This is a genomic window from Streptomyces fulvoviolaceus, assembly GCF_000718165.1.
Lineage (GTDB): Bacteria > Actinomycetota > Actinomycetes > Streptomycetales > Streptomycetaceae > Streptomyces > Streptomyces fulvoviolaceus.
This window is the reverse complement of the sequence record NZ_JOEY01000082.1, coordinates 1-23,585: the sequence shown is the minus strand read 5'-3', so window position 1 is coordinate 23,585 and position 23,585 is coordinate 1. Positions and strand designations below refer to the sequence as shown.

Genomic DNA, 23,585 nt, shown 5'->3' with positions numbered 1-23,585 from the left:
GCCCCTGTGACCGTGTGGAGGCCCGGCCATGATGCTCTGGATTCTTCTCCTTCTGCTGATCCTGCTGGTGTTCGGGTTCGGCTTCACCATGCAGATCCTCTGGTGGGTCGCCGCCGTCCTGCTGGTCGTCTGGATCGTCGGTTTCGCGAAGCGCGGGCGCGGCGGTGGCAGGCGCCGGTACAGCCGCAGGTAGTCCACTCAGCACACAAAGGAGGCCGGCCATGAGCGTCGGACAGACGATCAAGTACAAGACGCAGGCATTCAAGGGCCTGATCACCGAACGCATCGGCCGGACCACCCGCAACAGGCGACTGCAGCGGCAAGGCAGGACCGACCGGGTCTCCGGGAACCTGAAGCAGGCCGGTGACAAGGTCAAGGGCGCCTTCAGGCACTGACCACACCACGCCCCGGGTGGCACCCACGTCGTGTGGATGCCACCCGGCCGGCACCAACGCGCCACGAACCGAACGGAATTGACGGCAATGAAGCAGACCGACTCGCGAACCGTGAGCCAGAGAAGGCAGTCATGTTCACCGTCGTAGTCATCGTCCTGATCGTCATCGGCCTGGCCACCCTCCTCTACACCGGACGTGGCCGAGTCCAGGGCAGCGGCGGACGCGGGCTGAAGCGACGTTTCGGGCCCGAGTACGACCGTGCCGTCGCCCTCCACAACGGTGACGTCCGGGCGGCCGAGCGGGAACTCGGCGAGCGCGTGAAGCAGCACGGCTCCCTCCAGGAACAGTCGCTGCCACCAGAGGTCCGCGCGCACTATGTGACGCAATGGGCCGCCGCCCAGGAGCAGTTCGTCGAAACACCGCAGAAAGCCGTCATCGAGGCGGACGCACTGCTGGCGGGCCTGGCGAGGGACCGGGGTTTCCCCGACGGTGAGCAGTTCGAGGAGCAGATGGCCGCCCTCTCCGTCCACCACGGCCACTTCGTCCAGGGCTATCGCGACATGCACACGGCCGCCCGTGACCAGAGCGGCACCGAGGAGATGCGGGAGGCCATGGTCGAAGCCCGGGGCCTCTTCGAGGCACTGGTCATCGAACAGCCGGCCACCCCGGACCGGCCGCCGCCCCCCGCCGGCCGCGGCCACGCGCCGCGGGCACAGAGCCGACGCCATGCGAAGGAAAGCACCACCTGACGTCGCGCAACGCCCGCGCCGAGGCAGGGCGGGAAGCGGGGGCGGCTGCAGTTCACGCAGTGCACGGCCTCGCCGCCCGATCCCAAGCCCTCACCCTGACGCAGGGCATGACCTCCGACCGCACCCGCAAGTCATGGCTCCGGTCGGAGGTCATGCCCTGCGCGCCGGCCTCGGTGCGCTACTCATCCGCCGCGTCGCCATGCTCGGCCCCGAGTGTCCCGCCCCGGCCTCGCAGGCCCTGGCGGAGGTGCGCGCCACCGCCCGGGACAGCGACAACGCCCGCGCGCGGGAAGCGGACCTGTGCTGCCAGGACGCCCTCGCCCGGACCTCGGACCTCCCGCACCGTCGCACGCCTCACGGCCCGTCTGCGGCGGGTCGAGATCGAACGCTGCGTCCGCCACATGATCGCCCGACTCCTCGAGGACGACGTCGCTCCGCACCTGTGGACCACCCTTGCGGGCCGGCCCCGCCTGCACCCGGAGGATGTGCGGGGCGCCGCCCACTGGCGCCGAGGCCCCGGCACCACCAGTTCACGCAGTTCACAGACGTGAGGTCTTGACCTGTGCCGTGATCCCCGGCTTACGGTGGCCGCCCCCGAACAGGAGCGCCCTGCCCATGACCAGCCCGTACGTACGGGAGATCACTCGCGAAGAGCATCTGGCCCATCTGCGGCTGCACCCCGACGCGAGCCATCTCCAGATCCCCGAGTGGGGTGACGTGAAGCCGGACTGGCTGCCGGAGAGCATCGGCTGGTTCGAGGGCGAGAAACTGGTCGCGGCGGCGCTCGTGCTGTACCGGCCGCTGCCCGGCACCCGGCGCTACCTGGCCTACCTCCCCGACGGGCCCGCGATCGACTGGCGGAGCCCGCGTCCGGAACGCTGGCTGGACCCGTTCATCGCCCACCTGGAGAAGATCGGGGCGTTCTCGGTCCGGATCGGGCCGCCCCTCGTCGTACGGCACTGGGACGCGGCCACCGTGGCGGCGGGCGTCGCCGACCCCGACGTACGGCATCTGCACGACCTGCCCACGGACGGCCTCGACGGGCACGCCCTGGAGGCCGCGGAGCGGTTGCGGCGGCTCGGGTGGCGACGGTGCGAGGAGGACGAGGGCAGCGGCTTCGGGCTCGGGCAGCCGCGCTACGGCTGTCAGATCCCGTTGGCGGGGCGCTCGGTGGACGATCTGCGCGCGGGCCTCGCACCGCACTGGGAGCAGTCCCTGCGCACCGCCGAGATGGGGGACGTCCGCGTCGGCTGGGGCGCGGCCTCCGACCTGCCCGAATTCCACCGCCTGTACAGCGCGACCGCCGAGCGCGACGGGTTCCGGGCCCGGCCATTGGCCTACTTCGGGCGCATGTGGCACGCCCTGAACGCCGAGGACGACGACCGGCTGCGGCTCTACCTCGCGGAGTACGAGGGCGAGGTCCTCTCCGCGGCGCTCATGATCAACGTCGGCAACCGCGTCTGGCACTCCTACGCCGCGTCCGGCCGCCGGGGTCGCGAACTGCGGCCCAGCAGCGCCCTGTTGTGGCGGATGCTGTGCGACGCGCGCTCGGCGGGCGCCGAGACCTACGACCTCCGCTCCATCACCCCCACCCTCACCGAGGACCGCCTGCTGGGCCGCCTCCTCTTCAAGACGGGCGCGGGCGGCCGTGCCGTGGAGTACCTCGGCGAGTGGGAACGGCCGGTGGGCAGCCAGGGGAAGGTGCTGCAGCGGGCGTTGGGGGTCTATCTCGGGCGCAGGTGAGCGGGATCGGGTCCGCGGGGCTTGCCGCCGCGCACCGTTTACGTCCTGCCCTGCAACCGGGCCGCCGTCTCCCTGATCTGCGGGAGCAGCGCGCTGAGGGCCGCGCCCGGGCAGCTGGTCATGTAGCCGTCGTCGTGGCCCGCGAGGGCGGGGAGGTCGGCGGCGGTGCCGGCGGCGTAGCGGCTGAGGTTGTTGCTGGAGGTCAGCCGGACCGTCGTACGCGGGTCGATGTCCGCGAGGCCGAGTTTCCAGGCGGCGAGGGACGCGATCGCGTCGGCCATCGCCTGCGGGACCTGGACGCCGGCCGTGAAGGTGCCGAGGGCGGCTATGCCGGTGGTGCGGTGGTTGAAGCCCTGGGTGTGCGCGCCGGTGACGGGGCGGGCGACGCCGCCCGCGCGGCCCTCGTAGATCGTGCCGCAGCGGTCGACGAGGAAGTTGTAGCCGATGTCGTCCCAGTCGCGGACGCCGATCTGGCCGGCGGCGAGGTAGCGGATGATGCGGGGCGCGTCGGCGCAGTCGTAGCCGTTGGGCGAGTCGGTGTGGTGGACGAAGACCGCGAGGACCTTGTCGTCGTAGTGCGGGGGCGGCGGGGTGCGGGCGGCGGTGTTCGCCTCGCCGGTACCGTCCGCCCAGGCCGACCTCGGCACGATGTGCGGCCTGGCCGCGGCGTGCGGGGCGGCGGCGGGGCGGGCCGCGGCGGCACGGTGGGCGGACCTTTCCGCCGTCGTGCGCTCTATGCCGTTCGCGCACAGCACCAGGACGAGGAGGGCGGCGAGCCCGGGCACACAGGCCAGCAGGGCCAGCACGGGGCCCGGTATTCGGGCCGCCGCACGCCGCATGGGGAGTGCACGCCGTATTCGGGCCGCACGCCGTCCTCGCCTTCCCCGCGCTCTTCGGACACGCATGGTCCTACTCTCGGCCGGATCCACCGCGTCCGCGATGTGTGCTGTGCCACCCGGTGGAACCATCGTCCCGGTCCGCGACGTTTTTCCAGGTGCACGCACGCGTGGCCGGTTCCGGGCGCCACGCGTGCGCGTGACTGATCACTGCGGCCATCACCTGCGTACTAAGGGATCCGAGAGAAAGGCGGCCACGTGGACCTGCTCGACATCCTGCTGTTGCTGGTGATCGTCGCCTACGCGGCATCCGGCTACCGGCGCGGCCTGGTCGCCGGCTGTGTCTCGCTCGCCGGGTTCGTGGGCGGCGCCGTCATCGGCGTATGGGTACTGCCGTGGGTGATGGACCTGGTGGAACCGGGGAGTACGGCGGCGACGGTGACCGCCGTGCTGACGGTGCTGGTCCCGGCCGCGGTGGGGCACGAACTCGGGGGGCGGCTGGCCCTGCGGCTGCGGCGGGAGCTGGACCAGGGCCCGCTCAGGGTGGCCGACGGGGTCGGCGGGGCCGCGGCCAACTCGGTGGCCGTACTCCTGGTGGCGTGGGTGGCCGCGAGTGTCCTGGGGGCCTCCTCGTCACCGGTGGTCACCACGGCGATCCGGGACTCGGCGCTGCTCGGCGCCGTACAGGACTCCATGCCGGACACGACTCCCACCTGGTTCTCCCGGGCCACCTCCGCGCTCACCGAGGCAGGCTTCCCGCAGGTCTTCAACCCGTTCGAGAACGAGTCGACGGCCGAGGTCGCCAAGCCCACCGGCGACAGCGTCACGGCGAGCGCGACGAACGCCGCCAAGCTGAGCACCGTGAAGATCGAGGGGGTCGCCGGCGACCAGGGCCGCGAGGGCAGCGGCTTCGTGTACGCCGCGCAGCACGTGATGACCAACGCCCACGTGGTGGCCGGCATCGACGACCCGAGCGTGCGGATCGGCGGGGTCGGGCGGTCGTACCAGGCACGGGTCGTGCTGTTCGATCCGGACAAGGACGTGGCCGTGCTGTACGTGCCCGACCTGAGCGCGCCCGTCCTGAAGTTCGACGACAGCGCCTCGCGCGGCGACTCGGCGGTCGTCGCCGGGTATCCGCAGGACGGCGATCTGAATCTGCAGGCGGCCACGGTCGCGAACCGCGTGAAGGCGACCGGCCAGAACATCTACAACGACTCGACCGTGACCCGCGAGATCTACTCGATCCGGTCCACCGTCCGCCCGGGCAACTCCGGCGGCCCGCTGCTGACGACGGACGGCAAGGTGTACGGCGTCGTCTTCGCCCGCTCCACCTCCGACGCCGAGACGGGCTACGTCCTGACGGCCGCCGAGGTCGCCACCGACGCGGAGCGCGCGGCGGACGCGACGGCGCCGGTGGACACGGGTGACCTCGTCACTTCTTAGCCAGGTTCTCCCCCGTGAGCTCCAAGCCCCCTTCACTCACCGAGCGCCGCAAGGCCGCGACCCAGCTCGACACCGCTCGTGCCGCCGTCGAGCTCTTCACCGAGCGCGGGCCGGACGGGACGACCGCGGAGGACATCGCCGAGCGGGCCGGCGTCGCGCTGCGCACCTTCTACCGCTACTTCCGCAACGAGCAGCACGCCGTCGGGCCCCTGCTCGAGCGGGACGCCGACCGCTGGCGGCGTCGGAGCCGGGGGCGGGGCTGCCGCGGGCGCTGGAGGCGGCGATGAGGAGTCGCTGTCCGTCCCGGACGAGCACGCGGCCGAGGGCCTGCGCCAGACGCGCGCGCTGCTGCGGGCGGCCGTCGACGACCCGGCGCTGCGGGCCGTCCGGTACCGGGTGAACCAGGAGTCCGAGGGAAAGCCGATCCCCGTGGTGGCGGGGCTCGCGGGACCGGACGCGGATCAGCTGGAGGTGCGGCTGGCCGCAGCGGCGGCCACGGACGCGATCCGGGTGGCGCTGGAGACCTGGGCGGAGACGGACGCCGACGTCACCGGGCCGGGGTCGCCGGCGGTGCGGTGTCTGCGGGAACTGGTGGGCGGGATGCGGTTGTTGACGGGGTGAGCCCAGGAGGCCGGTCAGAGACCGCGTCCCATGAGCACGTCGTCGACGTACTCCCCCTCCAGCAGGAACTCCTCGGGCAGGATCCCCTCCACCACGAACCCCTCGGACTCGTAGAGCTTGCGGGCCGGGGCGTTGTGGCCCAGGACGCGCAGGCTGATCCGGCGCGCCCCCTGCCGCCGGGCCTCGTCCTGCACGGCCCGCAGCAGCGCCCGGCCGACCCCGGCCCCGCGCGCCTCCTCGGCGACGGCGAGGCCCTGGATCTGGCGGACGTGGGTGTTGCAGGCGAGCGGGGTCGGGTAGCCGAGCTTGATGTATCCGACGAGGGTGCCGCCGAGCTCGGCGACCAGGTGGTCCCGGGGGCCGAACCGCTCGTTGAAGAAGGGTTCGTACGGCGGCTGCGGGCGGGGCTGTACGGCGTGCAGCGGGGACCAGGTGGCTCGGTCGAGGCGGCCCAGCCGGTCCTCGTCGTCGAGGGTGGCGTGGCGTATGTGCGGGACTGGCATGGCGGCCAGCCTACGGCGGGGGTACAAGGACCACACGGGGCTTTTACGCACCCACCAGGCAGGATGAGGTCATGGAAATTTCAAGGATCGCCGTGGCCGGTGCCTCCGGTCTCATCGGCGGCGCCCTGGTCCGGTCGCTGACCGCCGACGGGCATGACGTGGTGCGGCTGGTGCGCCGGGCGCCGCGGAGCGCGGACGAGGTCCAGTGGGACCCCGAGGGCAGGCGGGTGGACGCGGCCGGGCTCGCCGGGTGCGACGCCGTGGTCAATCTCGCCGGCGCGGGGGTCGGTTCGCGCCGCTGGACGGAGGCGTACAAGACCCGCATCCGCTGCAGCCGGGTGCTCGGCACGACGGCCCTCGCCGAGGCGATCGCCTCGCTGGACGAGCCGCCGAAGGTCTTCGTGAACGGCAGCGCGATCGGCTACTACGGCGAGACCGGCGAGCGGACGATCGACGAGAGCGCGCCCGCCGGGAACGGCTTCCTGCCCGAGCTCTGCGTCGAGTGGGAGCAAGCCGCGATGCCGGCGGAGAAGGCGGGCGTACGGACCGTGTTCACCCGCACCGGGCTGGTGGTGGCGCGCAAGGGCGGGGCCTGGGGGAAGCTGTTCCCGCTCTTCAAGGCAGGGCTGGGCGGGCGGATGGGCGACGGACGGCAGTACTGGTCGTTCATCTCGCTGCACGACGAGGTGGCCGCGATCCGGCACCTGATGGCGACCGACGGGCTGTCCGGGGCGTTCAACCTCACCGCCCCGAACCCGCTGACGAACCGTGAGATCACCGAGGCCATGGGCCGCGTACTGCACCGGCCGACCCTCTTCCCGGTGCCCGCGCCCGTCCTGCGGGCCGTGCTCGGCGAGATGGCCGGGGATGTCCTGGGCAGCCAACGCGTGCTGCCGAAGCGGCTGTTGGAGTCGGGGTTCACCTTCGCGTTCCCGGAGATCGAGGGAGCCGTCAAGGCCGCACTGTGACCGTATGCGACCGCTGCGCGACGTGACCGTATGCGACCGCCGTGCGACCGTGCCCTGCCCATGCGCGACTGTCCTTGACCGATCACCGCCCTAACCTCGACCCGAACTCGGGTATCCCCGGAGCCAGTTGGGGGCATGACGTCCCCACCGGCCGCGCAACCTCGAGGAGGGGCACGTGCTTGAGCCCGCGTACCAGGCGGACGTCGTGATCGTGGGAGCCGGGATCGCCGGGCTCTCCGCGGCGCATCTGCTGACCAGCGCAGGAGTTTCGACCGCGGTGGTGGAGGCCGCCCCGTGGGTCGGCGGCCGGATGTCGACCGAGAAGGTCGACGGCTTCCGGCTCGACCGCATCGGGCAGCTGCTGTCCACTTCGTATCCGGAACTACGGCAGACACCCGGGCTGGACGGGCTCGCGCTGCGCCCCTTCGCGCCGGGGGTCCTGCTGCACAGCGACGGGCGCCGCCGACGCGCGGGCGCGGTGGCCGGGGCAGGGGGCGCAAGGGGCGCACTCCATGCCGTACGCGCCCTGGCGAGCGCCCCCGCCAAGAGCGCCCCCCGGGCCGGCGCCCCGCTCGGCACCGCCGTCGACCAGGCCCGGCTCGGTGCCGCGCTCGCCCGGCTCGCGGCCATGCCCGTCGAACGGCTGCTGGCGCGCCCCGAGTTGCCCGCGGGGCAGGCCCTCGCGGCCCGCGGGGTGCCCGCCCGCACGATCGACGGCTTCCTGCGTCCACTGCTCGCCGCCCTGCTGTGCGACCCGGACCTGACCACGTCCAGCCGGTGCGCGGACCTCGCGCTGCGCGCGTTCGCGGGCGGGCGGCTGTGTGTGCCCGAGGGCGGCGCCGAGATGCTGCCGGAGCTGCTCGCGCAGACGCTGCCGCCGGGCACCGTGCACACCGGCGTACGGGTCACCTCCGTGTCCACGACCTCGGTGACCACCGCCGAGCACGGCGAGCTCCGCTGCCGGGCCGTCCTGCTGGCGACCGACGCGCGGGCCGCGGCCGACCTGCTGCCCGGCCTGCGCGTGCCGGACTCCCACCCGGTGACGGTCGTCCACCACACGACCGACGAACCGCCGACGACGGGCACGTCCCTGCTGCTCGACGCGGACCGCGGCGGCCCGGTCGCCCACACGGCGGTGATCAGCGCGGTGGACCCGACCCGCGCCCCCGCAGGCCGCACGCTCATCTCCTCAACGGTCCTGGGCCCACCCCCGGCCGACCTCGACACCGCCGTACGCACACACCTCGCACGCCTCTACGGCACCTCGACCCACCGCTGGGAGACCCTCGCCGTCCACCACACCCCCGAGGCCATCCCCGCGATGCGCCCACCCCACGACCTCCGCCGCCCGGTACGCCTGATGGCGGGCCTGTACGTCTGCGGCGACCACCGGGACACCAGCACGGTCCAGGGGGCCCTGCACTCGGCACACAGGGCAGCGACGGCCGTGCTGACGGACCTGGGAGCAGCGGGCTCGCTGCACATGACGGACCCGCTCCCGACAACGCAGGCCGCCTAGAACGCCCTGAAGGGGCGCGGGGCTGTATCGGTAGGCGGCTCCGCCGCGTGGGCGCGACCAGCCACAACGAACCGGCACAGGCCACACACCAGTCGGAGTTACGGCGAGCTACCCCAACGCCGCGACCTTGTCGCGATACCCCCGCACCGGCGCCGCGTCCTTGTACGGCTCCAACCGACGCTCAAAGTCCCGCACATACTCGATCGCCCGCACTGACCGCATCTCAGATGCCTGCCCCGCGGCCTCCGCCCCCAACGCACAGGCCTGATCAAGCTCACCAAGACCGAGCCGCGCGGAGGCAAGGACAACACGACAGAAGAGCCGACTCCGGGCAAAGGAAGGAGCCCGCAGCTGCAGCGAGCGTTCCGCATGCTGAGCCGCCGCACGGAACTGCTGCAAGTCCCGGTGGCAGTGCCCGAACTCGTCGGCGAGCTGCGCCTCGTCGAAGAACCGCGCCCAGTGCGGCACTTCGTCACCGGGCCGAGCCGCTTCCAACGCACGCTCGGCCCGCACCAGCGACGCGGTACAGGCCCGCACCTCCCCCAGCACCCCGTGCCCCCGCGCCTCGACCGAGTGCAACAGCGCCTGGACGACGGGCGGGGCGTTGGTCCCGACCCCCTGCTGGGCGACACGGGCGAGCTGCACCGCCTCCCGCCCGTGCCCGAGATACACGGCCTGCCGACTCATCGTGACCAGCACGTACGAGCCGTAGGGCCGGTCCCCCGCCGCCTGCGCCAGCCGCAGCGCCTGCACGAAGTACCGCTGGGCGAGCCCGTGCGCGGCGATGTCGTACGACGTCCAGCCCGCGAGCCTCGTCAGGTCGGCCGCGGCCGCGAACAGGCGCCGGCCGGTCTGCTCGCCGTAGATGCCGCGCAGCATCGGCTCGCACTCGTGCTCCAGGTAGCGCACGAGGGCCTGCCGGGCATGGCCGCCGCCGTACATGTCGTCGAGGGAGCGGAAGAGGTCGCCGACCGAGCGGAGGGCCGCGATGTCGCCGCCGGTGACCTTCTGGCCGGGGCCGCGTTCGGCCGTGGAGCGCTGCCGGGGCACCCCCGGGCGCCCCTGGGCGGGGACGCGCGCGGGCGCCTCACCGCGGGCGACCTTGTCGTCGGGGCGGCCGATCAGCCAGTCCCGGCTGGGCACGACGAGCCCCGCCGGGGTGAACGCGATCTTGCGCAGCTCGGCGTGGCTGCCGGAGTCCTTGCGCCACAGCCCGCTGACGATGTCGACGGCCTCCTCGGGGCTGCCGGCGAACTCCAGCCCGGCGTAGACGGGGGCGCAGGCGTCGAGCCCCAGGTCCTGGGCGGACAGGCGTCGGCCGAGGCGACGCGTGAAGACCTCGGCGATCAGGGCGGGCGTGGTGCCGCGGGGCTGCTGCCCGCGCAGCCACCGGGTCACGGATGTCTTGTCGTATCTCAGGTCCAGACCGTGTTCGAGACCGAGCTGGTCCACGCGACGGGCGAGACCCGCGTTGGAGAACCCCGCTTCTGCGATGAGCGCGGCGAGCTGGCGGTTGGGAGTGCGCTGCGCGGGTCGTTCCGTCATCTGCGGTGCGGTCTCCTGCCTTTCGGGCCTCACTGAGGCCGCTGCGGCCTGCGGTGCCCGGATTGCCTGTGAGCAGCCCTTTTGGCCTCCTGGACGGCGTGAATGTAGCGGAGCGTAAGCAGGCGATCGCACATTTCGACGTTCATTCATCCGATCGTGTGAGGATTGGACTGCGGGGCTGACGGACAGCTTCCGCAAGAGGCGGTCGTACAGTGGCGTAGGCACGCTTCGTGCCTTACGACCTTCTAGGGAGGCGCTTGCCGTGAGTGGGTTGCGGTTCGTCCGCATGGGGTTCGGTACGGACGCGGTCGAGTACCAGGAGGCGTGGGACGAGCAGCGCCGGGTGCACGCGGCGCGGTTCGCCGACGAGGTCCCCGACACCGTGCTGCTTCTCGAACACCCGCCGGTCTACACGGCCGGCCGGCGCACGGCGGACAGCGAACGACCGCTCGACGGCACCCCGGTCGTCGACGTCGACCGCGGCGGCAAGATCACCTGGCACGGCCCGGGCCAGCTGGTCGGCTACCCGATCCAGAAGCTCCCGCGTCCGGTGGACGTGGTGGCGCACGTACGACGCCTCGAGGAGGCCCTGATCCGTACCTGCGCGGAGTTCGGCCTGGAGACGAGCCGGGTCGAGGGCCGCAGCGGTGTATGGGTGCTCGGCGACCCGGTGGAGCAGCGCCCGCTGCTCGGCGGCCTCTCCCTGGACTTCGACCCGCGTCTGCAGGACGAGGAGTTCGACCCGCGCCTGAACGGCCCCGAGTACGCGCCCTCCAACGCCGGCCAGCGCCGCGAGGACCGCAAGATCGCGGCGATCGGGATCCGGGTGGCCAAGGGCGTCACGATGCACGGCTTCGCGCTGAACGTGAACCCGGACAACAAGTGGTTCGACCGCATCATCCCGTGCGGCATCCGGGACGCGGGCGTCGCCTCCCTGGCCGCCGAGCTCGGCCGGGACGTGACCATCGACGAGGTGCTGCCGGTCGCCGAGCGGCACCTTCGGGATGTGCTGGAGAACGCGGAGCTGAAGCCGCGAGAGGTCGAGCGGGCGTCGGCATAAGGCCGTTCCTCGCCCCCGCTCCTCAATCGCCGGAGAGGCTGAATCTCTAGCCCGTCCGGCGTTTGAGGACGAGACCCCTTCAGGGCCGAAGCGGGGGTCTGGGGGCGGCAGCCCCCAGGGACGGGACGGGAAGGGGCGGCGGGGGCGAAAGGGAATGCACCCCGATTCCGCAAGGTTGCCCACCCCGGGGACCGAAAACGCACGGGCGTACCCTGGTGTACGCCGAAGAATCGAAGCTACAGGGAGCCGATGTGTCCGCAGTCGCACCCGACGGACGCAAGATGCTGCGCCTGGAGGTCCGGAACGCCCAGACCCCCATCGAGCGCAAGCCCGAGTGGATCAAGACCCGGGCGAAAATGGGTCCCGAGTACACGAAGATGCAGAACCTCGTGAAGAGCGAGGGGCTGCACACCGTATGCCAGGAAGCCGGATGTCCCAACATCTACGAGTGCTGGGAGGACCGCGAGGCGACCTTCCTCATCGGCGGCGACCAGTGCACCCGGCGTTGCGACTTCTGCCAGATCGACACCGGCAAGCCCGAGGCCCTCGACCGTGACGAGCCCCGGCGCGTGGGCGAGTCCGTGGTCACGATGGACCTGAACTACGCCACCATCACCGGCGTCGCCCGCGACGACCTGGAGGACGGCGGCGCCTGGCTGTACGCCGAGACGGTCCGCCAGATCCACGAGCAGACCGCCGCCCGCGAGGCCGGCCGCACCAAGGTCGAGCTCCTCGCCCCCGACTTCAACGCCGTACCGGAACTGCTGCAGCAGGTCTTCGAGTCCCGCCCCGAGGTCTTCGCGCACAACGTCGAGACGGTCCCCCGGATCTTCAAGCGCATCCGCCCCGGCTTCCGCTACGAGCGCTCGCTGAAGGTCATCACCGAGGCCCGCGACTTCGGCCTGGTGACCAAGTCGAACCTCATCCTCGGCATGGGCGAGACCCGCGAGGAGGTCAGCGAGGCGCTGCGGCAGCTGCACGACGCCGGCTGCGAGCTGGTCACCATCACGCAGTACCTGCGCCCGTCCGTGCGCCACCACCCCGTGGAGCGCTGGGTCAAGCCGCACGAGTTCGTGGAGCTGAAGGACGAGGCCGACCAGATCGGCTTCTCGGGCGTCATGTCCGGCCCGCTGGTCCGCTCCTCCTACCGGGCCGGCCGGCTGTACCAAATGGCCGTCGAGAAGCGGGGCTCCTACGTCGCCTCGCAGGCCGTCTGATGGCACGGAGTGCCACCTTGCGCGTGTGAATCTGCGCACAAGCAACTACCGACCGGTAGTGGCCAATTGGCGCGGTCCTGGGCGTCCCCGCAGCTGGGGGCACCATCAGGGCCGCGTCTGCGTTTTTGGGCTGCATATCAAGGCTTCATTGGCGTTTGACCGGTCGGTCATGCCCTGGTAACACCAATCAGTGACCCTGGTTGTACACCCCGTGCACCACTCACCAGAGCCGCCATTCCCGAGGGGGGAACTCCATCATGCAGGCCGCGCCCGTTCGCGCCACAGCCATCCCGACCTTCACCGATGCACTCCGTGCCGTCGAGTCACTGCTCATGAGCAGCGGCCAGCGCACCGCCCGCCGCAACGCCTGGACGTCCGTCCTGGAGGACCGCCGCCGTGCCAAGGACAGGGTCGAGGCGCAGCGCGTCCTGGAGCAGAGCCTCGCCGGCCGCCCCTGAATGCCGTGAATCCCGGCCTACGGGCACTGCCGTCGTCGGCGCTTCCCGGGCCACGTAGACTTCACGGCATGGCGAGGAAGGACACGGCAGCGGACGCTGCGAACCCCGGGCGACTCAAGCAGATCGCTCTGACGTACAAGATGACCCGCAGGGCCGACAAGAAGATCGGTCTTGTACTCGCGGCTGTCGGCATCGGGATCTTCGGTGTTTTCCTCGCGATCGGTTTCTTGATCGGTCACCCCATCTATCTCGGCATCCTGGGCCTCCTGCTCGCCTTCCTCGGAACGGCGATCATCTTCGGGCGCCGGGCCGAGCGAGCGGCCTTCGGGCAGATGGAGGGCCAGCCGGGCGCAGCTGCGGCCGTACTGGACAACATCGGCCGAGGCTGGACGACAACCCCCGCGGTGGCGATGAACCGCAGCCAGGACGTGGTGCACCGCGCGGTCGGCAAGGCCGGCATCGTTCTGGTGGCCGAGGGCAACCCGAACCGGGTGAAGAGCCTGCTGGCCGCCGAGAAGAGGAAGATGAACCGCATCGTCGCGGACGTCCCGGTGCACGATCTGCTGGTCGGCGCGGGCGAGGACCAGATCGAGCTGAAGAAGCTCCGCACGACCATGCTGAAGCTGCCCCGCGTGCTCAACGGTCCGCAGGTCACCGCGACCAACGACCGGCTGCGCGCGATGGGCGACCTGATGAGCAACATGCCGCTGCCGAAGGGTCCGATGCCGAAGGGCATGCGGATGCCGAAGGGCGGACCGAAGACCCGCTGAATCCCCTTCTACGACGAAGAGGGCGCCCGGACCTTGTACATATGCGGCTATCGCCGCGTGGTCCGGGCGCCCTCTTCGTCGTAGCGGCTAGATGCGTACTTCCACCGTGCGGGCCAGCCGGTCGTGCAGGCCGCGGCCGTCGCGGTCCCAGATCAGGGCCGGGACGGCGATGCACAGCAGGGCCGTGCGGAGCAGGGCCCGCCAGGGGTTGACGCTGCCGGTGTCCACGGCGACCACGCGCAGGCCGAAGAGGCGCTTGCCCGGGGTGAAGCCGATGGTGCCGACGGTGAGGGCGCTCATCACGAAGAAGACCAGCAGCGCCCAGTTGGAGCTCGTCTGGTCATAGCTCTGAGTGATCAACTGGGATGCAATCAGGATGCTCATCGCCCAGTCCACGGCCAGCGCGCCCAGCCGCCGCCCCGGGCGGGCGATCGAACCCGGCCCCTCTTCCGGCAGGCCCAGCTGCTCTCCCCGGTATCCGAAGTCGACTCCGGCATCCTCCGCGGCCGCGCGGGGACCGGAGAGCCACGACCCGATTGCATCCCTCTTATCCACCCCTCCACCGTACTGCGGCCGTTTCGCGATACGGACAGGTGGGGTAGGGCGAACGATGTCCGGTTAACTTGTGCGAAACAAATGGGTCACGCGCGAGAAACCACGCGTCCCTAGGGTCGACGACAGCGTGTGCCACCGCACTGGCCGCACGAACGAACTACCACCCCGGCACGGGAACGGCCGGGAGTAGGAGGAGCTGGATGTTCCAGAACGCCGACGAGGCCAAGAAGTTCATCGCGGACGAGGACGTCAAGTTCATCGACGTCCGCTTCTGCGACCTGCCGGGTGTGATGCAGCACTTCACACTGCCGGCGTCGGCCTTCGACCCGGACGAGGAACTGGCCTTCGACGGCTCCTCGATCCGCGGCTTCCAGGCCATCCACGAGTCCGACATGGCGCTCCGAGCCGACCTGTCCACCGCGCGCGTCGACCCCTTCCGCCGCGACAAGACGGTCAACATCAACTTCTTCATCCACGACCCGATCACGGGCGAGCAGTACTCCCGTGACCCGCGCAACGTGGCGAAGAAGGCCGAGGCCTACCTCGCGTCGACCGGCATCGCCGACACCGCGTACTTCGGCCCCGAGGCCGAGTTCTACGTCTTCGACAGCGTGCGTTTCGCCACCAGCGCGAACGAGGCCTTCTACCACATCGACTCCGAGGCCGGCGCCTGGAACACCGGTGCGGTCGAGGACAACCGCGGCTACAAGGTCCGCTACAAGGGCGGTTACTTCCCGACCCCGCCGGTCGACCACTTCGCCGACCTGCGTGCCGAGATCTCCCTGGAGCTGGCCGCCTCCGGCCTCCAGGTCGAGCGCCAGCACCACGAGGTCGGCACCGCCGGCCAGGCCGAGATCAACTACAAGTTCAACACGCTGCTCGCCGCGGCCGACGACCTCCAGCTCTTCAAGTACATCGTGAAGAACGTCGCCTGGCGCAACGGCAAGACCGCGACCTTCATGCCGAAGCCGATCTTCGGCGACAACGGCTCGGGCATGCACGTCCACCAGTCGCTGTGGACGGGCGGCCAGCCGCTCTTCTACGACGAGGCCGGTTACGCGGGCCTGTCGGACACCGCCCGCTACTACATCGGCGGCATCCTCAAGCACGCCCCGTCGCTGCTGGCCTTCACCAACCCGACGGTGAACTCCTACCACCGTCTGGTCCCGGGCTTCGAGGCGCCGATCAACCTGGTGTACTCGCAGCGCAACCGCTCCGCGGCCATGCGTATCCCGATCACCGGCTCGAACCCGAAGGCCAAGCGCGTCGAGTTCCGCGCGCCCGACTCCTCCGGCAACCCGTACCTGGCGTTCTCCGCGCTGCTGCTCGCGGGCCTGGACGGCATCAAGAACAAGATCGAGCCGGCCGAGCCGATCGACAAGGACCTCTACGAGCTGGCTCCCGAGGAGCACGCGAGCGTGGCGCAGGTCCCGACCTCCCTGCCGGCCGTCCTCGACCGCCTCGAGGCCGACCACGAGTTCCTCCTCCAGGGCGACGTCTTCACGCCGGACCTGATCGAGACGTGGATCGACTTCAAGCGCACGAACGAGATCGCGCCGCTGCAGCTGCGTCCGCACCCGCACGAGTTCGAGCTCTACTTCGACGTGTGATCGGCCTGTAGGTCGTTCGGCGGCGCCCCCGTTCCTGGTTTCTCAGGACGGGGGCGTCGTCGTATCGTTTTCGGCACAGCTGTTCGAGACGGATGACGGGGGTTACGGGGATGGCCGAACAGGACGACGCCGAGCGGGAGTTCGACATCAAGTGGGCCGACGGGGCCGAGCTCAAGGAGCCCTCCGCGCGGGCCCGCATGCTGGCCGCCCGCTGGAAGGAGAACCCACCGGAGCCGGTGCCCTTCCGCGGGGAACCCGAGCAGGTGGGGCCGCGCCGGTCGTCATGGGTGTCGACGACCATCGTGCTGGGGAGTGTGGTGGCGATCATCCTGCTGTTGGGGTACATCAACTTCCGGGCGCCTTACTGAGCACTCCGCCAGAAGTCCGGTGGTCGACCGCGGGTCCGTCGTAGCTGGTCGCTCCCCCGCGCTCCTGTGGGGCGCTGACGAACCGCACCCCACATCGCCGGACCTGCTTTGAAGGCTCCAGGCCCCAGCCTTTGCCGGGCCCAGGGGTGATCGGGACCTGTTCATGGCGGGGCCGGGTGCACACTTGGCAGTGGGGCGAGTGCCTGACTGCGGGGTGATGCAGATGCAGAGCCGTTTCCGGAGCGATCGGCGGCTGACCGTGCGGATGACGGTCACGTTGTTCCTGCTCGGACTGCTGTACGTGGCCTTCGTCGCCGCGTTGATCGTGTTGCTGAAGTCGTGGGTGCTGGTCGTCGCGCTCATGGCGGTGATGTTCGTCGCACAGTTCTGGTTCTCTGACAAGATCGCGCTGTTCGCGATGCGCGGGCGGGTCGTGGGGCGGGAGGAGTATCCCGAGCTGCATGCCGTGATCGACCGGCTGTGTGCCATCGCGGACATGCCCAAGCCCGTCGTCGCCGTCTCCGAGATGGACATGCCGAACGCGTTCGCGACCGGCAGGAATCCCGAGAACGCGGTGGTGTGCGTGACAACCGGGCTGCTACGGCGGCTGGAGCCGGCCGAGTTGGAGGGCGTGCTCGCGCACGAGCTGTCGCACGTGGCGCACAAGGACGTCGCCGTGATCACGATCGCATCCTTCCTCGGCGTGATCGCGGGGCTGATCGTCCGGTTCGCCTTCTACAGCCAGCTGTTCGGCGGCGGACGCCGGGACCAGAACACCGCCGTAGTCTTCGCCGCCGTGATGGGGGTGTCGGCAGCCGTGTACGCGATCAGCTTCCTGCTGATCAGGACCCTGTCCCGGTACCGGGAGCTGGCGGCCGACCGGGCCGCGGCGCACCTGACCGGACGGCCCTCGGCACTGGCGTCCGCGCTGACCAAGGTGTCGGGTGACATCGCCCGGATCCCGACCAAGGACCTGCGCACCGCACAGGCCTTCAACGCCTTCTACTTCACCCCGGCGACCGGCAAGGAGCCCGGCATCGAGCGGTACTTCTCGACCCACCCGAGCCTGGAGCAGCGGCTGGAGCAACTGGGCCGGATCTCCACCGAGTTGGGCGAGGCCTCGGCCCCCGGGAAGGCGGGCTGAGGATGGGCCTGCTGGACATCCTGCTCGGCCGTACGAAGCCGGTCGCGCCCGATCTCGACCAGCTGTTCGCGCTGCCGTCGGCGGCGGTGACGCTGGAGGCGGCGGCCTCCTTCACGCCGACCGGGCGGGGAGCGGTGTGCTTCGCCACGGTCGAGGGCGCGGCCTTCGAGCAGACGCACCGCGAGGTCCAGGCCCTGCTGGACGCGGACGCCGACCGCGACGGTCCCCCGGTGGCACTGCGGCGGGACGAGTACGGGTACTCGTGGCTGGTGTCGGAGCGCGCCCCCGACCAGCTTCCGGAGCTGGTGAACGACCTGCACGCGGTGAACAGCTCGATGGAGGTCAACGGCTTCGGGCCGCAGCTGCTCTGCTCGCTGGCCGGTTTCCAGGATCCGCAGGGCCGCTCACTCGCGCTGGTCTACCTCTACAAGCGCGGCACGTTCTTCCCTTTCGCGCCGCTGCCCGGCGAGGGACAGCGGCGCGACAACGCGCTGGAACTGCGGGTGAAGGCAGCGCTCGGGGACGATCTGCGGATCGAGCAGGACCTGAACCGCTGGTTCCCCCTGTGGGGCGCCCCCGGTCTGTGACCTACTTGCTGCGCTGCTGCCGACGGGACTCGAAGGGGTGCTCGCGGCGGTAGCGGCGGTCCCACTTGGCCTGCTTCTCGCGGCGGTCGCGGTACGCGCGGTAGTTCCCGGGCACGGCTCCCCCGGAACCTCCCGAAGAGCCTCCCGCGGAACCGCCCGAGGACATCCCGCCCGACCCGCCCGACGAGGACATGCCGCGCCCGTACTGCACGTACAGGAAGAGCACGGCGACCGCGACGAGCCACCAGGTGTGGTTTCCGAACCCTAAGACGACCAGGACGACCGTCCCGGAGATGACGATGGTGCCCATGACGGGCCTCCGTGTGCGTGGGTGTGGTGTAGAAGAGTAGCCCCGAGTCCGCAGGGTGACGCCCGCCCTGCGAAAAGCAGTGGTGGGGGCTCCGTAATGCTTGTCCAGCGTAGGGAGACGGTCACTCGGCGTGCATCTCTTTTTTCCGCGACCTAGAGTCGACAAAGCGACTCAAGCCATCAAAAGCGGAAATAAGGGGTGCGCCTGACATGAGCAATCTCTTCGTCGTCGCCTATGACGACCTCGCCACCGCGAACAAGGTGCGGGAGAAGCTGTTCGAGCTGTCCAAGCAGCATCTGGTCGAGCTGGAGGACGCGGTGGTCGTCGAGCGGCGCGACGACGGCACGATCAAGCTGCACCAGGCCGTCAACCACACCGCCATGGGGGCGGCCGGCGGCGCGCTGTGGGGTGGTGTGATCGGGCTGCTCTTCCTCGCCCCGCTGCTCGGCGCGGCGGTGGGCGCGGCGGCCGGCGCGGCCGGGGGCGCGTTCACCGACACGGGCATCAACGACGACTTCATGAAGGACCTCAGCCAGAACCTGCGCCCCGGCGCCGGGGCCCTCTTCGTCCTCGTCAAGACGGCGGCCGAGGACAAGGTGCTGCCGGAACTCACCCCGTTCGGCGGCCAGTTGGTACAGACCTCGCTGAGCAAGGCCGACGAGGAGGCGCTGCGCGAGACGATCGCGGCGGCCCAAAAGACACCGGCGGCGTAAGTGCCATGAATGAATGGAGGGATGAGCGAGCTCTCTCCTTTCACTTACGAGTACGACGGTGAGCGCCTCAGCGGCGTGTACGGCGACGGCGGTGCCCCGGGAGGGGCCACCGCCGTTCTGCTGCACGGCGCGGGCAACGGCAGCAAGGAGCGGTCGGTTCCGCTGCTGGCGGAGTTCGTCGCGCGCGGCTGCGGCGGCCTCGCCTTCGACTTCTCCGGACACGGCGAAAGCACCGGCGCGCTCGCCGAGTTGAGCCTGCGCCGCCGCTTCGAGCAGGCGGTCGCCGTGATCGACGCCCACGCTCCGGCGGACCGCCCACTGGTGCTGATCGGCTTCAGCATGAGCGGGCAGACGGTGGCGGACCTCGCCGGACACTACGGGGACCGGGTGGCCTCGCTCGGGCTGTGCGCGCCCGCCGTGTACGCGGCCGAGGCCTGGGACGTGTCGTTCGGCGACGGGGACGGCCCGTTCAGCGAGATCATCCGCCGGCCGGACAGCTGGCGTGAGGCACCCGCGCTCGATGTGCTGCGGGCGTACGAGGGGCGGGCGGTGCTGGCCGTGCCGGGCACGGACTCGGTGATCCCGCAGGAGGTGACCGAGGCTGTGCAGGACGCGCTGGCCGCCCGGGCCCAGTTCACGCGTCTCGAACTCCCGGACGCGGAGCACATGCTGGGGCTGTGGTTCCGTGATCACCCGGACGACCGGCGGGAGTTCGTGGCCGCGCTGCTGACCGGGCTCGGTCACCAGCGGTGGTTGGCGACCCACGGCTGGCTGGCCAAGCAGCTCCCGCCGGGCCGTTCGGTCACCGGCGTGGGCTTCCTGTCCGGCGGCTGGAGCTCCCAGATGCGCGGGCTCGCCCTCGACGACGGCACCGAGCTGGTACTGCGGTCGTTCGTGAAGCCCTTCTTCCGGCATCACGCCCCCGGCCTGCTCACCCGCGAGGCGACCGTCCTCGCGCTGCTCGCGGGCGAGGACGGCGTCCCGGCGCCCGAGCTGGTCGCCGTCGACGCCACGGCCGAACACTGCGACCACCCCTCGCTGTTGATGTCCCGGCTGCCCGGGCGGGTGCGGGTCGACGAGGAGGATCTCGTACGGCGGCTGGACCTGCTCGCGGCGCAGCTCGTCCGGATCCACGAGGTCGTACCGGATGAGCGCCCGCGCACGTACCAGGCGTGGACGTCCCCGGAGCGGGTGCGTGCCCCGCAGGGTGCGATGTGGGAGCGGGCCGTGGACGTGATCCGGCGCGATCCCCCACCGTACGAAGGGGTCTTCCTGCACCGGGACTTCCACCCCGGGAACGTGCTCTTCACGGACCTGCGGATCACCGGTGTCGTCGACTGGGTCGAGACCTCGTGGGGGCCCGCCGACCTCGACGTCGCCCACTGCTCGACGGCCCTCGCGCTGCTGCACGGCCCCGAGCACGGGCTCGGCTTCCGGGAGCGGTACGAGGCGCAGGGCGGGCGCCGACTCGCCGACGGGCCGGACCACTTGTACTGGCGGCTGCTCGACGCCCTCGCCTACTGCCCCGACGCGGCCAAGTTCGCCGGCCCCTGGCGCGAGCTCGGGCGCGCCGATCTGACGCCGGAGGTGCTGGGCGGGCGGCTGGAGGCGTATGTGGGCGGGCTGATGGAGCGGTACGGCTGAGTACGCACGGCCTTGTCGGCCGGGTGCCGTCACTCCCCCGGTGCCGCGGGTAGCACGCCCGCAGCCACCGCCGCGCACAGGGTCGCGTGGTCGGTGGTGGTCTGGGCGGCGTAGGTGAGGGCGAAGTCGGCCACCGCCCGGTCGAAGGTGTCGGCGGTGCCCAGGTAGGCGGCGATGGCGATGCGGTCGCCGGAGCGGGCGTGGGCGCGGGCCAGGGCGGTGCCGCAGAGGCGGGCGTAGGCCACGAGGTCGGGCGAGGTCATGCCGGCGACGTCCGCGGAGCCCTTCATGTCGCGCAGCTGCCGCCAGTAGAAGGCCCGGCCCTGCGGCCCGCTCATCCACCCCAGGAAGATGTCGCTCGCGGCCTGCAGCAGCCGCTGTCCCGTGACGACACGGCGCCCGGGATGGACGTACGGCCCATGCGGCAGATGCTCCTCCAGTACGGACTTCCGCGCCTCCTTGATCTGCAGGAACAGCGGGTCGTCCACGTCCCGTCCAGCGAGCAGCACGATGAAGCAGCGCATGCCGACGCTGCCGACGCCGACGACCTTGCGGGCGGCGTCCACGAAGCGGTAGCGGTCCAGGAGCAGTCGGCGTTCCTCGGAGAGGGTGGAGCGGTAGTCGCTGAAGATCTTGCGCAGGGACGCCATGTCGGCGGCGCCGGTCGGTTCGAGGAGCGGCGGATCGTGGATGATGCGGCGGCGGCCGTCGACGTCCTCCGTCAGCTTGCCGAGGGCCTGCAGGCTGGTGCGCCGGCGGGCCCTGGTGAGGCTGGACTCGACGTGCCGGCGGTGGCGGGCGGAGCGGACGAGGGGCAGCAGGCTGTCGGCGTCGATGCGCTCGTACCAGACGTCGAGCTCGCCCATCCGGGCCAGGCGGCGGATGGCGGTGCGGTAGGCGGCGGTCGCCTCCAGCGCCGCCCGGTGGGCCTTGGCCTCGCTGTGCCCGTTCTCGCGGGCGGCCACGGCGGTGCTCGCCGCGAGGCGTTTGACGTCCCATTCGAAGGGGCCGGGGAAGGTCTCGTCGAAGTCGTTGAGGTCGAAGAGCAGGGCGCGCTCCGGGGAGGCGTACAGGCCGAAGTTCAGCAGGTGCGCGTCGCCGCACAGCTGCACGGTGAGGCCCGTGTGCGGCCCGGCGGCGAGGTCCGCGGCCATCACGGCGGCCGCGCCGCGCAGGAAGGCGAAGGGAGAGGCCGCCATGCGTCCGTAGCGGATCGGCAGGAGCTCCGGGAGGCGGTCGCGGCCCTGGCGTTCCAGTACGGCGACGGGGTCGGGCCGGTCGACGGACGGGATCCAGCCGGCGTGCGCGGAGCGGGGGACGCGTTTGCGGGCGGCCCTGCCGCGGTCGGCGCGGGTGGCCGGGGCGGCGGGGTTGGCGCGGGCGGGGGTGGTCATGTGCGGTGCCTCTGCATCACGCCTCCCGGTCTGCTGTTCTGCGCCACCTCCTGATCGCAGTGAAGGCCCGGGGGTGGGGCATGCGCATGCCGGGGGCGGCAGATCGGGTGACGGGGGCCCGATCTGTCGGTTCCGGCCGTCGGTCCCGGCATGTCGGTCCCGGCCGTCGATCCCGGCCTGTCGGTCCCGGCCGTCGGTTCCGATCTGTCGGTCCGACCTATCGATCCCGACCTATCGATCCCGGCCGTCGATCCCGACCTATCGATCCCAGCCTGTCGGTCCCAGCCTGTCGGTCCCGGCCGTCGATCCCGGCCTGTCGATCCGACCTGTCGGTCCCGGTCGCATTGTCAGTGCCGTCCGGGAGGATGCACTGACGGAGGACACGGGGCGTGACGGGTGGAGGGCCGGCATGGGTGTGGGCGACGGGGAGCGGTACATCGGCGTGGCGGAGCGGCGGGCCCGGCTCGCGCTGCGGCACCGGCTGGCCGGGCGGGCGCGGGCGGCGGGCCCCGAGGAGGTCGCCGGTTCGCTGGTCGCCCTGCACGGCACGGACCCCGCGACGGTGTACCTCGCGGTGGGCGCCCGGCTCGCGGACCCGGCGGAGACCGTCGCGGAGACCGGCCGGGCACTGTACGAGGACCGGGCGCTGGTCCGTATGCACGGCATGCGGCACACCGTCTTCGTGTTCCCCACGGACATGACCGCGGTCGTGCACGCCTCGACCGGCCTCGCGGTCGCCGCGCGCGAGCGGGCCGCGCTGCTCAAGGCCATGGCGAAGGCCGGGGCGCCGGACGCGGCCTGGCTGAAGGAGGTCGAGGAGTCGGCGCTCGCCGCGCTGGCGCGGCGCGGGCAGGCGACAGCGGCGGAACTCGCCGAGGACGAGCCACGGCTGCGGGAGCAGTTCGTGTACGCGGCCGGGAAGAACTACGAGGGGGTGCACACCGTCTCGACGCGCCTGCTGAAGGTGCTGGGCGTGGAGGGCCGGGTCGTACGGGGCCGGCCGCTGGGCTCATGGACGTCGACCCAGTTCCGGTGGGCCCTCGCCCCCGAGCATCCCGAACTGGACGTGGCCGACGCCCAGGCCGATCTGCTGCGCCGCTGGCTCACCGCGTGCGGGCCCGCGACGGAGGCCGACCTCAAGTGGTGGACCGGGTGGCGGGTGACGGACGTCCGCCGGGCGCTCGCCGCGATCGGGGCGCGGGTGGTGTCCCTGGACGAGGGCACGGGATACGTCGTCGACGGCGACGTCGGCCCGGTGGCGGGGCCCGCCGAGCCCTGGGCCGCCCTGCTTCCCGGCCTCGATCCGACGGCGATGGGGTGGCAGCAGCGGGACTGGTATCTGGCACCGGACCTGCGGCCCCTGCTGTTCGACGGCAGCGGCAACGTGGGGCCGACGGTGTGGTGGAACGGGCGGGTGGTGGGGGGTTGGGCGC

General features: G+C 71.4%; 26 protein-coding genes. 20 read left to right on the top strand and 6 right to left on the bottom strand.

Going from position 1 to position 23,585, the window contains the following annotated elements:
* Window positions 1-28 precede the first annotated feature (28 nt).
* From IG08_RS0149255 to IG08_RS0149240, 4 genes are all read left to right on the top strand, one after another.
* On the top strand, window positions 29-193 hold the full coding sequence (locus IG08_RS0149255; protein WP_030620123.1) for a hypothetical protein: 165 nt from the start codon (window positions 29-31) through the stop codon (window positions 191-193).
* A 28-nt stretch (window positions 194-221) separates the two neighbouring features.
* The gene (locus IG08_RS58290; RefSeq protein ID WP_078656055.1) at window positions 222-395 is read left to right on the top strand and encodes a CsbD family protein; all 174 of its coding nucleotides are present in this window, start codon (window positions 222-224) and stop codon (window positions 393-395) included.
* 131 nt (window positions 396-526) lie between these two features.
* Window positions 527-1,144 (top strand): hypothetical protein, encoded by a 618-nt coding sequence (locus IG08_RS0149245; protein ID WP_030620119.1) that lies wholly within the window; start codon window positions 527-529, stop codon window positions 1,142-1,144.
* 615 nt (window positions 1,145-1,759) lie between these two features.
* The gene (locus tag IG08_RS0149240; RefSeq protein WP_030620115.1) at window positions 1,760-2,887 is read left to right on the top strand and encodes a lipid II:glycine glycyltransferase FemX; all 1,128 of its coding nucleotides are present in this window, start codon (window positions 1,760-1,762) and stop codon (window positions 2,885-2,887) included.
* A gap of 38 nt (window positions 2,888-2,925) precedes the next feature.
* Here the strand turns inward: IG08_RS0149240 and IG08_RS0149235 are convergent, their stop codons facing one another.
* Window positions 2,926-3,726: a peptidoglycan recognition protein family protein gene (locus IG08_RS0149235; RefSeq protein ID WP_030620112.1), complete on the bottom strand. Its 801-nt coding sequence runs from the start codon at window positions 3,724-3,726 to the stop codon at window positions 2,926-2,928.
* Between the two features lie 255 nt (window positions 3,727-3,981).
* Here IG08_RS0149235 and IG08_RS0149230 point away from each other — a divergent pair, with 255 nt between their 5' ends.
* The 3 genes from IG08_RS0149230 (at window position 3,982) to IG08_RS63275 (ending at window position 5,787) form a co-directional block, all read left to right on the top strand.
* Window positions 3,982-5,166: a MarP family serine protease gene (locus tag IG08_RS0149230; RefSeq protein ID WP_030620109.1), complete on the top strand. Its 1,185-nt coding sequence runs from the start codon at window positions 3,982-3,984 to the stop codon at window positions 5,164-5,166.
* A 14-nt stretch (window positions 5,167-5,180) separates the two neighbouring features.
* Complete coding sequence (locus IG08_RS63280; protein WP_390898567.1) at window positions 5,181-5,453, top strand: TetR family transcriptional regulator; 273 nt, start codon at window positions 5,181-5,183, stop codon at window positions 5,451-5,453.
* Window positions 5,454-5,562: 109 nt separating this feature from the next.
* Window positions 5,563-5,787, top strand: a complete 225-nt coding sequence (locus IG08_RS63275) for a hypothetical protein (RefSeq protein ID WP_420823327.1) — start codon at window positions 5,563-5,565, stop codon at window positions 5,785-5,787.
* 14 nt (window positions 5,788-5,801) lie between these two features.
* On the opposite strand, the gene IG08_RS0149220 is transcribed toward IG08_RS63275, so the two are convergent.
* Window positions 5,802-6,290, bottom strand: a complete 489-nt coding sequence (locus IG08_RS0149220; RefSeq protein ID WP_030620107.1) for a GNAT family N-acetyltransferase — start codon at window positions 6,288-6,290, stop codon at window positions 5,802-5,804.
* A 71-nt stretch (window positions 6,291-6,361) separates the two neighbouring features.
* Between IG08_RS0149220 and IG08_RS0149215 the strand changes: the two genes are divergently transcribed.
* Together IG08_RS0149215 and IG08_RS0149210 are read left to right on the top strand one after the other, a co-directional pair.
* On the top strand, window positions 6,362-7,258 hold the full coding sequence (locus IG08_RS0149215; protein ID WP_199821110.1) for a TIGR01777 family oxidoreductase: 897 nt from the start codon (window positions 6,362-6,364) through the stop codon (window positions 7,256-7,258).
* Window positions 7,259-7,433: 175 nt separating this feature from the next.
* The gene (locus tag IG08_RS0149210) at window positions 7,434-8,777 is read left to right on the top strand and encodes an NAD(P)/FAD-dependent oxidoreductase (protein ID WP_030620103.1); all 1,344 of its coding nucleotides are present in this window, start codon (window positions 7,434-7,436) and stop codon (window positions 8,775-8,777) included.
* 108 nt (window positions 8,778-8,885) lie between these two features.
* Here the strand turns inward: IG08_RS0149210 and IG08_RS0149205 are convergent, their stop codons facing one another.
* Window positions 8,886-10,322, bottom strand: coding sequence for an NsdA family TPR-like regulatory protein (locus tag IG08_RS0149205; RefSeq protein WP_030620102.1), 1,437 nt, complete (start codon window positions 10,320-10,322; stop codon window positions 8,886-8,888).
* 262 nt (window positions 10,323-10,584) lie between these two features.
* On the opposite strand from IG08_RS0149205, the gene lipB reads away from it, so the two are divergent.
* The 4 genes from lipB to IG08_RS0149185 all read left to right on the top strand — a co-directional run bounded on the left by lipB (window position 10,585) and on the right by IG08_RS0149185 (window position 13,827).
* Window positions 10,585-11,382 carry a lipoyl(octanoyl) transferase LipB gene (gene lipB, locus IG08_RS0149200; RefSeq protein ID WP_030620097.1) on the top strand — a complete coding sequence of 266 codons (798 nt, stop codon included), beginning with the start codon at window positions 10,585-10,587 and terminating at the stop codon, window positions 11,380-11,382.
* Between the two features lie 251 nt (window positions 11,383-11,633).
* Window positions 11,634-12,599 carry a lipoyl synthase gene (gene lipA / locus IG08_RS0149195; RefSeq protein WP_030620096.1) on the top strand — a complete coding sequence of 322 codons (966 nt, stop codon included), beginning with the start codon at window positions 11,634-11,636 and terminating at the stop codon, window positions 12,597-12,599.
* A gap of 257 nt (window positions 12,600-12,856) precedes the next feature.
* Window positions 12,857-13,057, top strand: a complete 201-nt coding sequence (locus tag IG08_RS0149190) for an SCO2195 family GlnR-regulated protein (protein WP_030620094.1) — start codon at window positions 12,857-12,859, stop codon at window positions 13,055-13,057.
* Between the two features lie 68 nt (window positions 13,058-13,125).
* Window positions 13,126-13,827: a DUF4191 domain-containing protein gene (locus IG08_RS0149185; RefSeq protein WP_030620091.1), complete on the top strand. Its 702-nt coding sequence runs from the start codon at window positions 13,126-13,128 to the stop codon at window positions 13,825-13,827.
* Between the two features lie 87 nt (window positions 13,828-13,914).
* Here the strand turns inward: IG08_RS0149185 and IG08_RS0149180 are convergent, their stop codons facing one another.
* Complete coding sequence (locus IG08_RS0149180; RefSeq protein ID WP_030620088.1) at window positions 13,915-14,382, bottom strand: RDD family protein; 468 nt, start codon at window positions 14,380-14,382, stop codon at window positions 13,915-13,917.
* Window positions 14,383-14,582: 200 nt separating this feature from the next.
* Between IG08_RS0149180 and glnA the strand changes: the two genes are divergently transcribed.
* The 4 genes from glnA (at window position 14,583) to pspAB (ending at window position 18,091) form a co-directional block, all read left to right on the top strand.
* Window positions 14,583-15,992 (top strand): type I glutamate--ammonia ligase, encoded by a 1,410-nt coding sequence (gene glnA, locus IG08_RS0149175; RefSeq protein WP_030620086.1) that lies wholly within the window; start codon window positions 14,583-14,585, stop codon window positions 15,990-15,992.
* 110 nt (window positions 15,993-16,102) lie between these two features.
* A complete protein-coding gene (locus tag IG08_RS0149170; RefSeq protein WP_030620084.1) occupies window positions 16,103-16,360 on the top strand; it encodes an SCO2583/SCO2584 N-terminal domain-containing protein in 258 nt (85 codons plus the stop codon).
* 223 nt (window positions 16,361-16,583) lie between these two features.
* Entirely contained in the window at window positions 16,584-17,504 is a 921-nt protein-coding gene (gene htpX, locus IG08_RS0149165; protein ID WP_030620081.1) for a zinc metalloprotease HtpX, read from the top strand.
* A 2-nt stretch (window positions 17,505-17,506) separates the two neighbouring features.
* On the top strand, window positions 17,507-18,091 hold the full coding sequence (gene pspAB / locus IG08_RS0149160; RefSeq protein ID WP_030620078.1) for a PspA-associated protein PspAB: 585 nt from the start codon (window positions 17,507-17,509) through the stop codon (window positions 18,089-18,091).
* 1 nt (window position 18,092) lies between these two features.
* On the opposite strand, the gene IG08_RS0149155 is transcribed toward pspAB, so the two are convergent.
* A complete protein-coding gene (locus IG08_RS0149155; protein ID WP_030620069.1) occupies window positions 18,093-18,401 on the bottom strand; it encodes a hypothetical protein in 309 nt (102 codons plus the stop codon).
* Between the two features lie 209 nt (window positions 18,402-18,610).
* Between IG08_RS0149155 and IG08_RS0149150 the strand changes: the two genes are divergently transcribed.
* A complete protein-coding gene (locus tag IG08_RS0149150) occupies window positions 18,611-19,114 on the top strand; it encodes a DUF1269 domain-containing protein (protein WP_030620066.1) in 504 nt (167 codons plus the stop codon).
* Window positions 19,115-19,135: 21 nt separating this feature from the next.
* Window positions 19,136-20,758: an alpha/beta fold hydrolase gene (locus tag IG08_RS0149145; RefSeq protein WP_234343181.1), complete on the top strand. Its 1,623-nt coding sequence runs from the start codon at window positions 19,136-19,138 to the stop codon at window positions 20,756-20,758.
* 29 nt (window positions 20,759-20,787) lie between these two features.
* Here the strand turns inward: IG08_RS0149145 and IG08_RS0149140 are convergent, their stop codons facing one another.
* Window positions 20,788-22,152 (bottom strand): DUF2252 domain-containing protein, encoded by a 1,365-nt coding sequence (locus IG08_RS0149140; RefSeq protein WP_030620061.1) that lies wholly within the window; start codon window positions 22,150-22,152, stop codon window positions 20,788-20,790.
* A gap of 409 nt (window positions 22,153-22,561) precedes the next feature.
* Here IG08_RS0149140 and IG08_RS0149135 point away from each other — a divergent pair.
* Window positions 22,562-23,585: winged helix DNA-binding domain-containing protein (locus tag IG08_RS0149135; RefSeq protein WP_420823326.1), on the top strand; the 1,024-nt coding region annotated here is incomplete at its 3' end.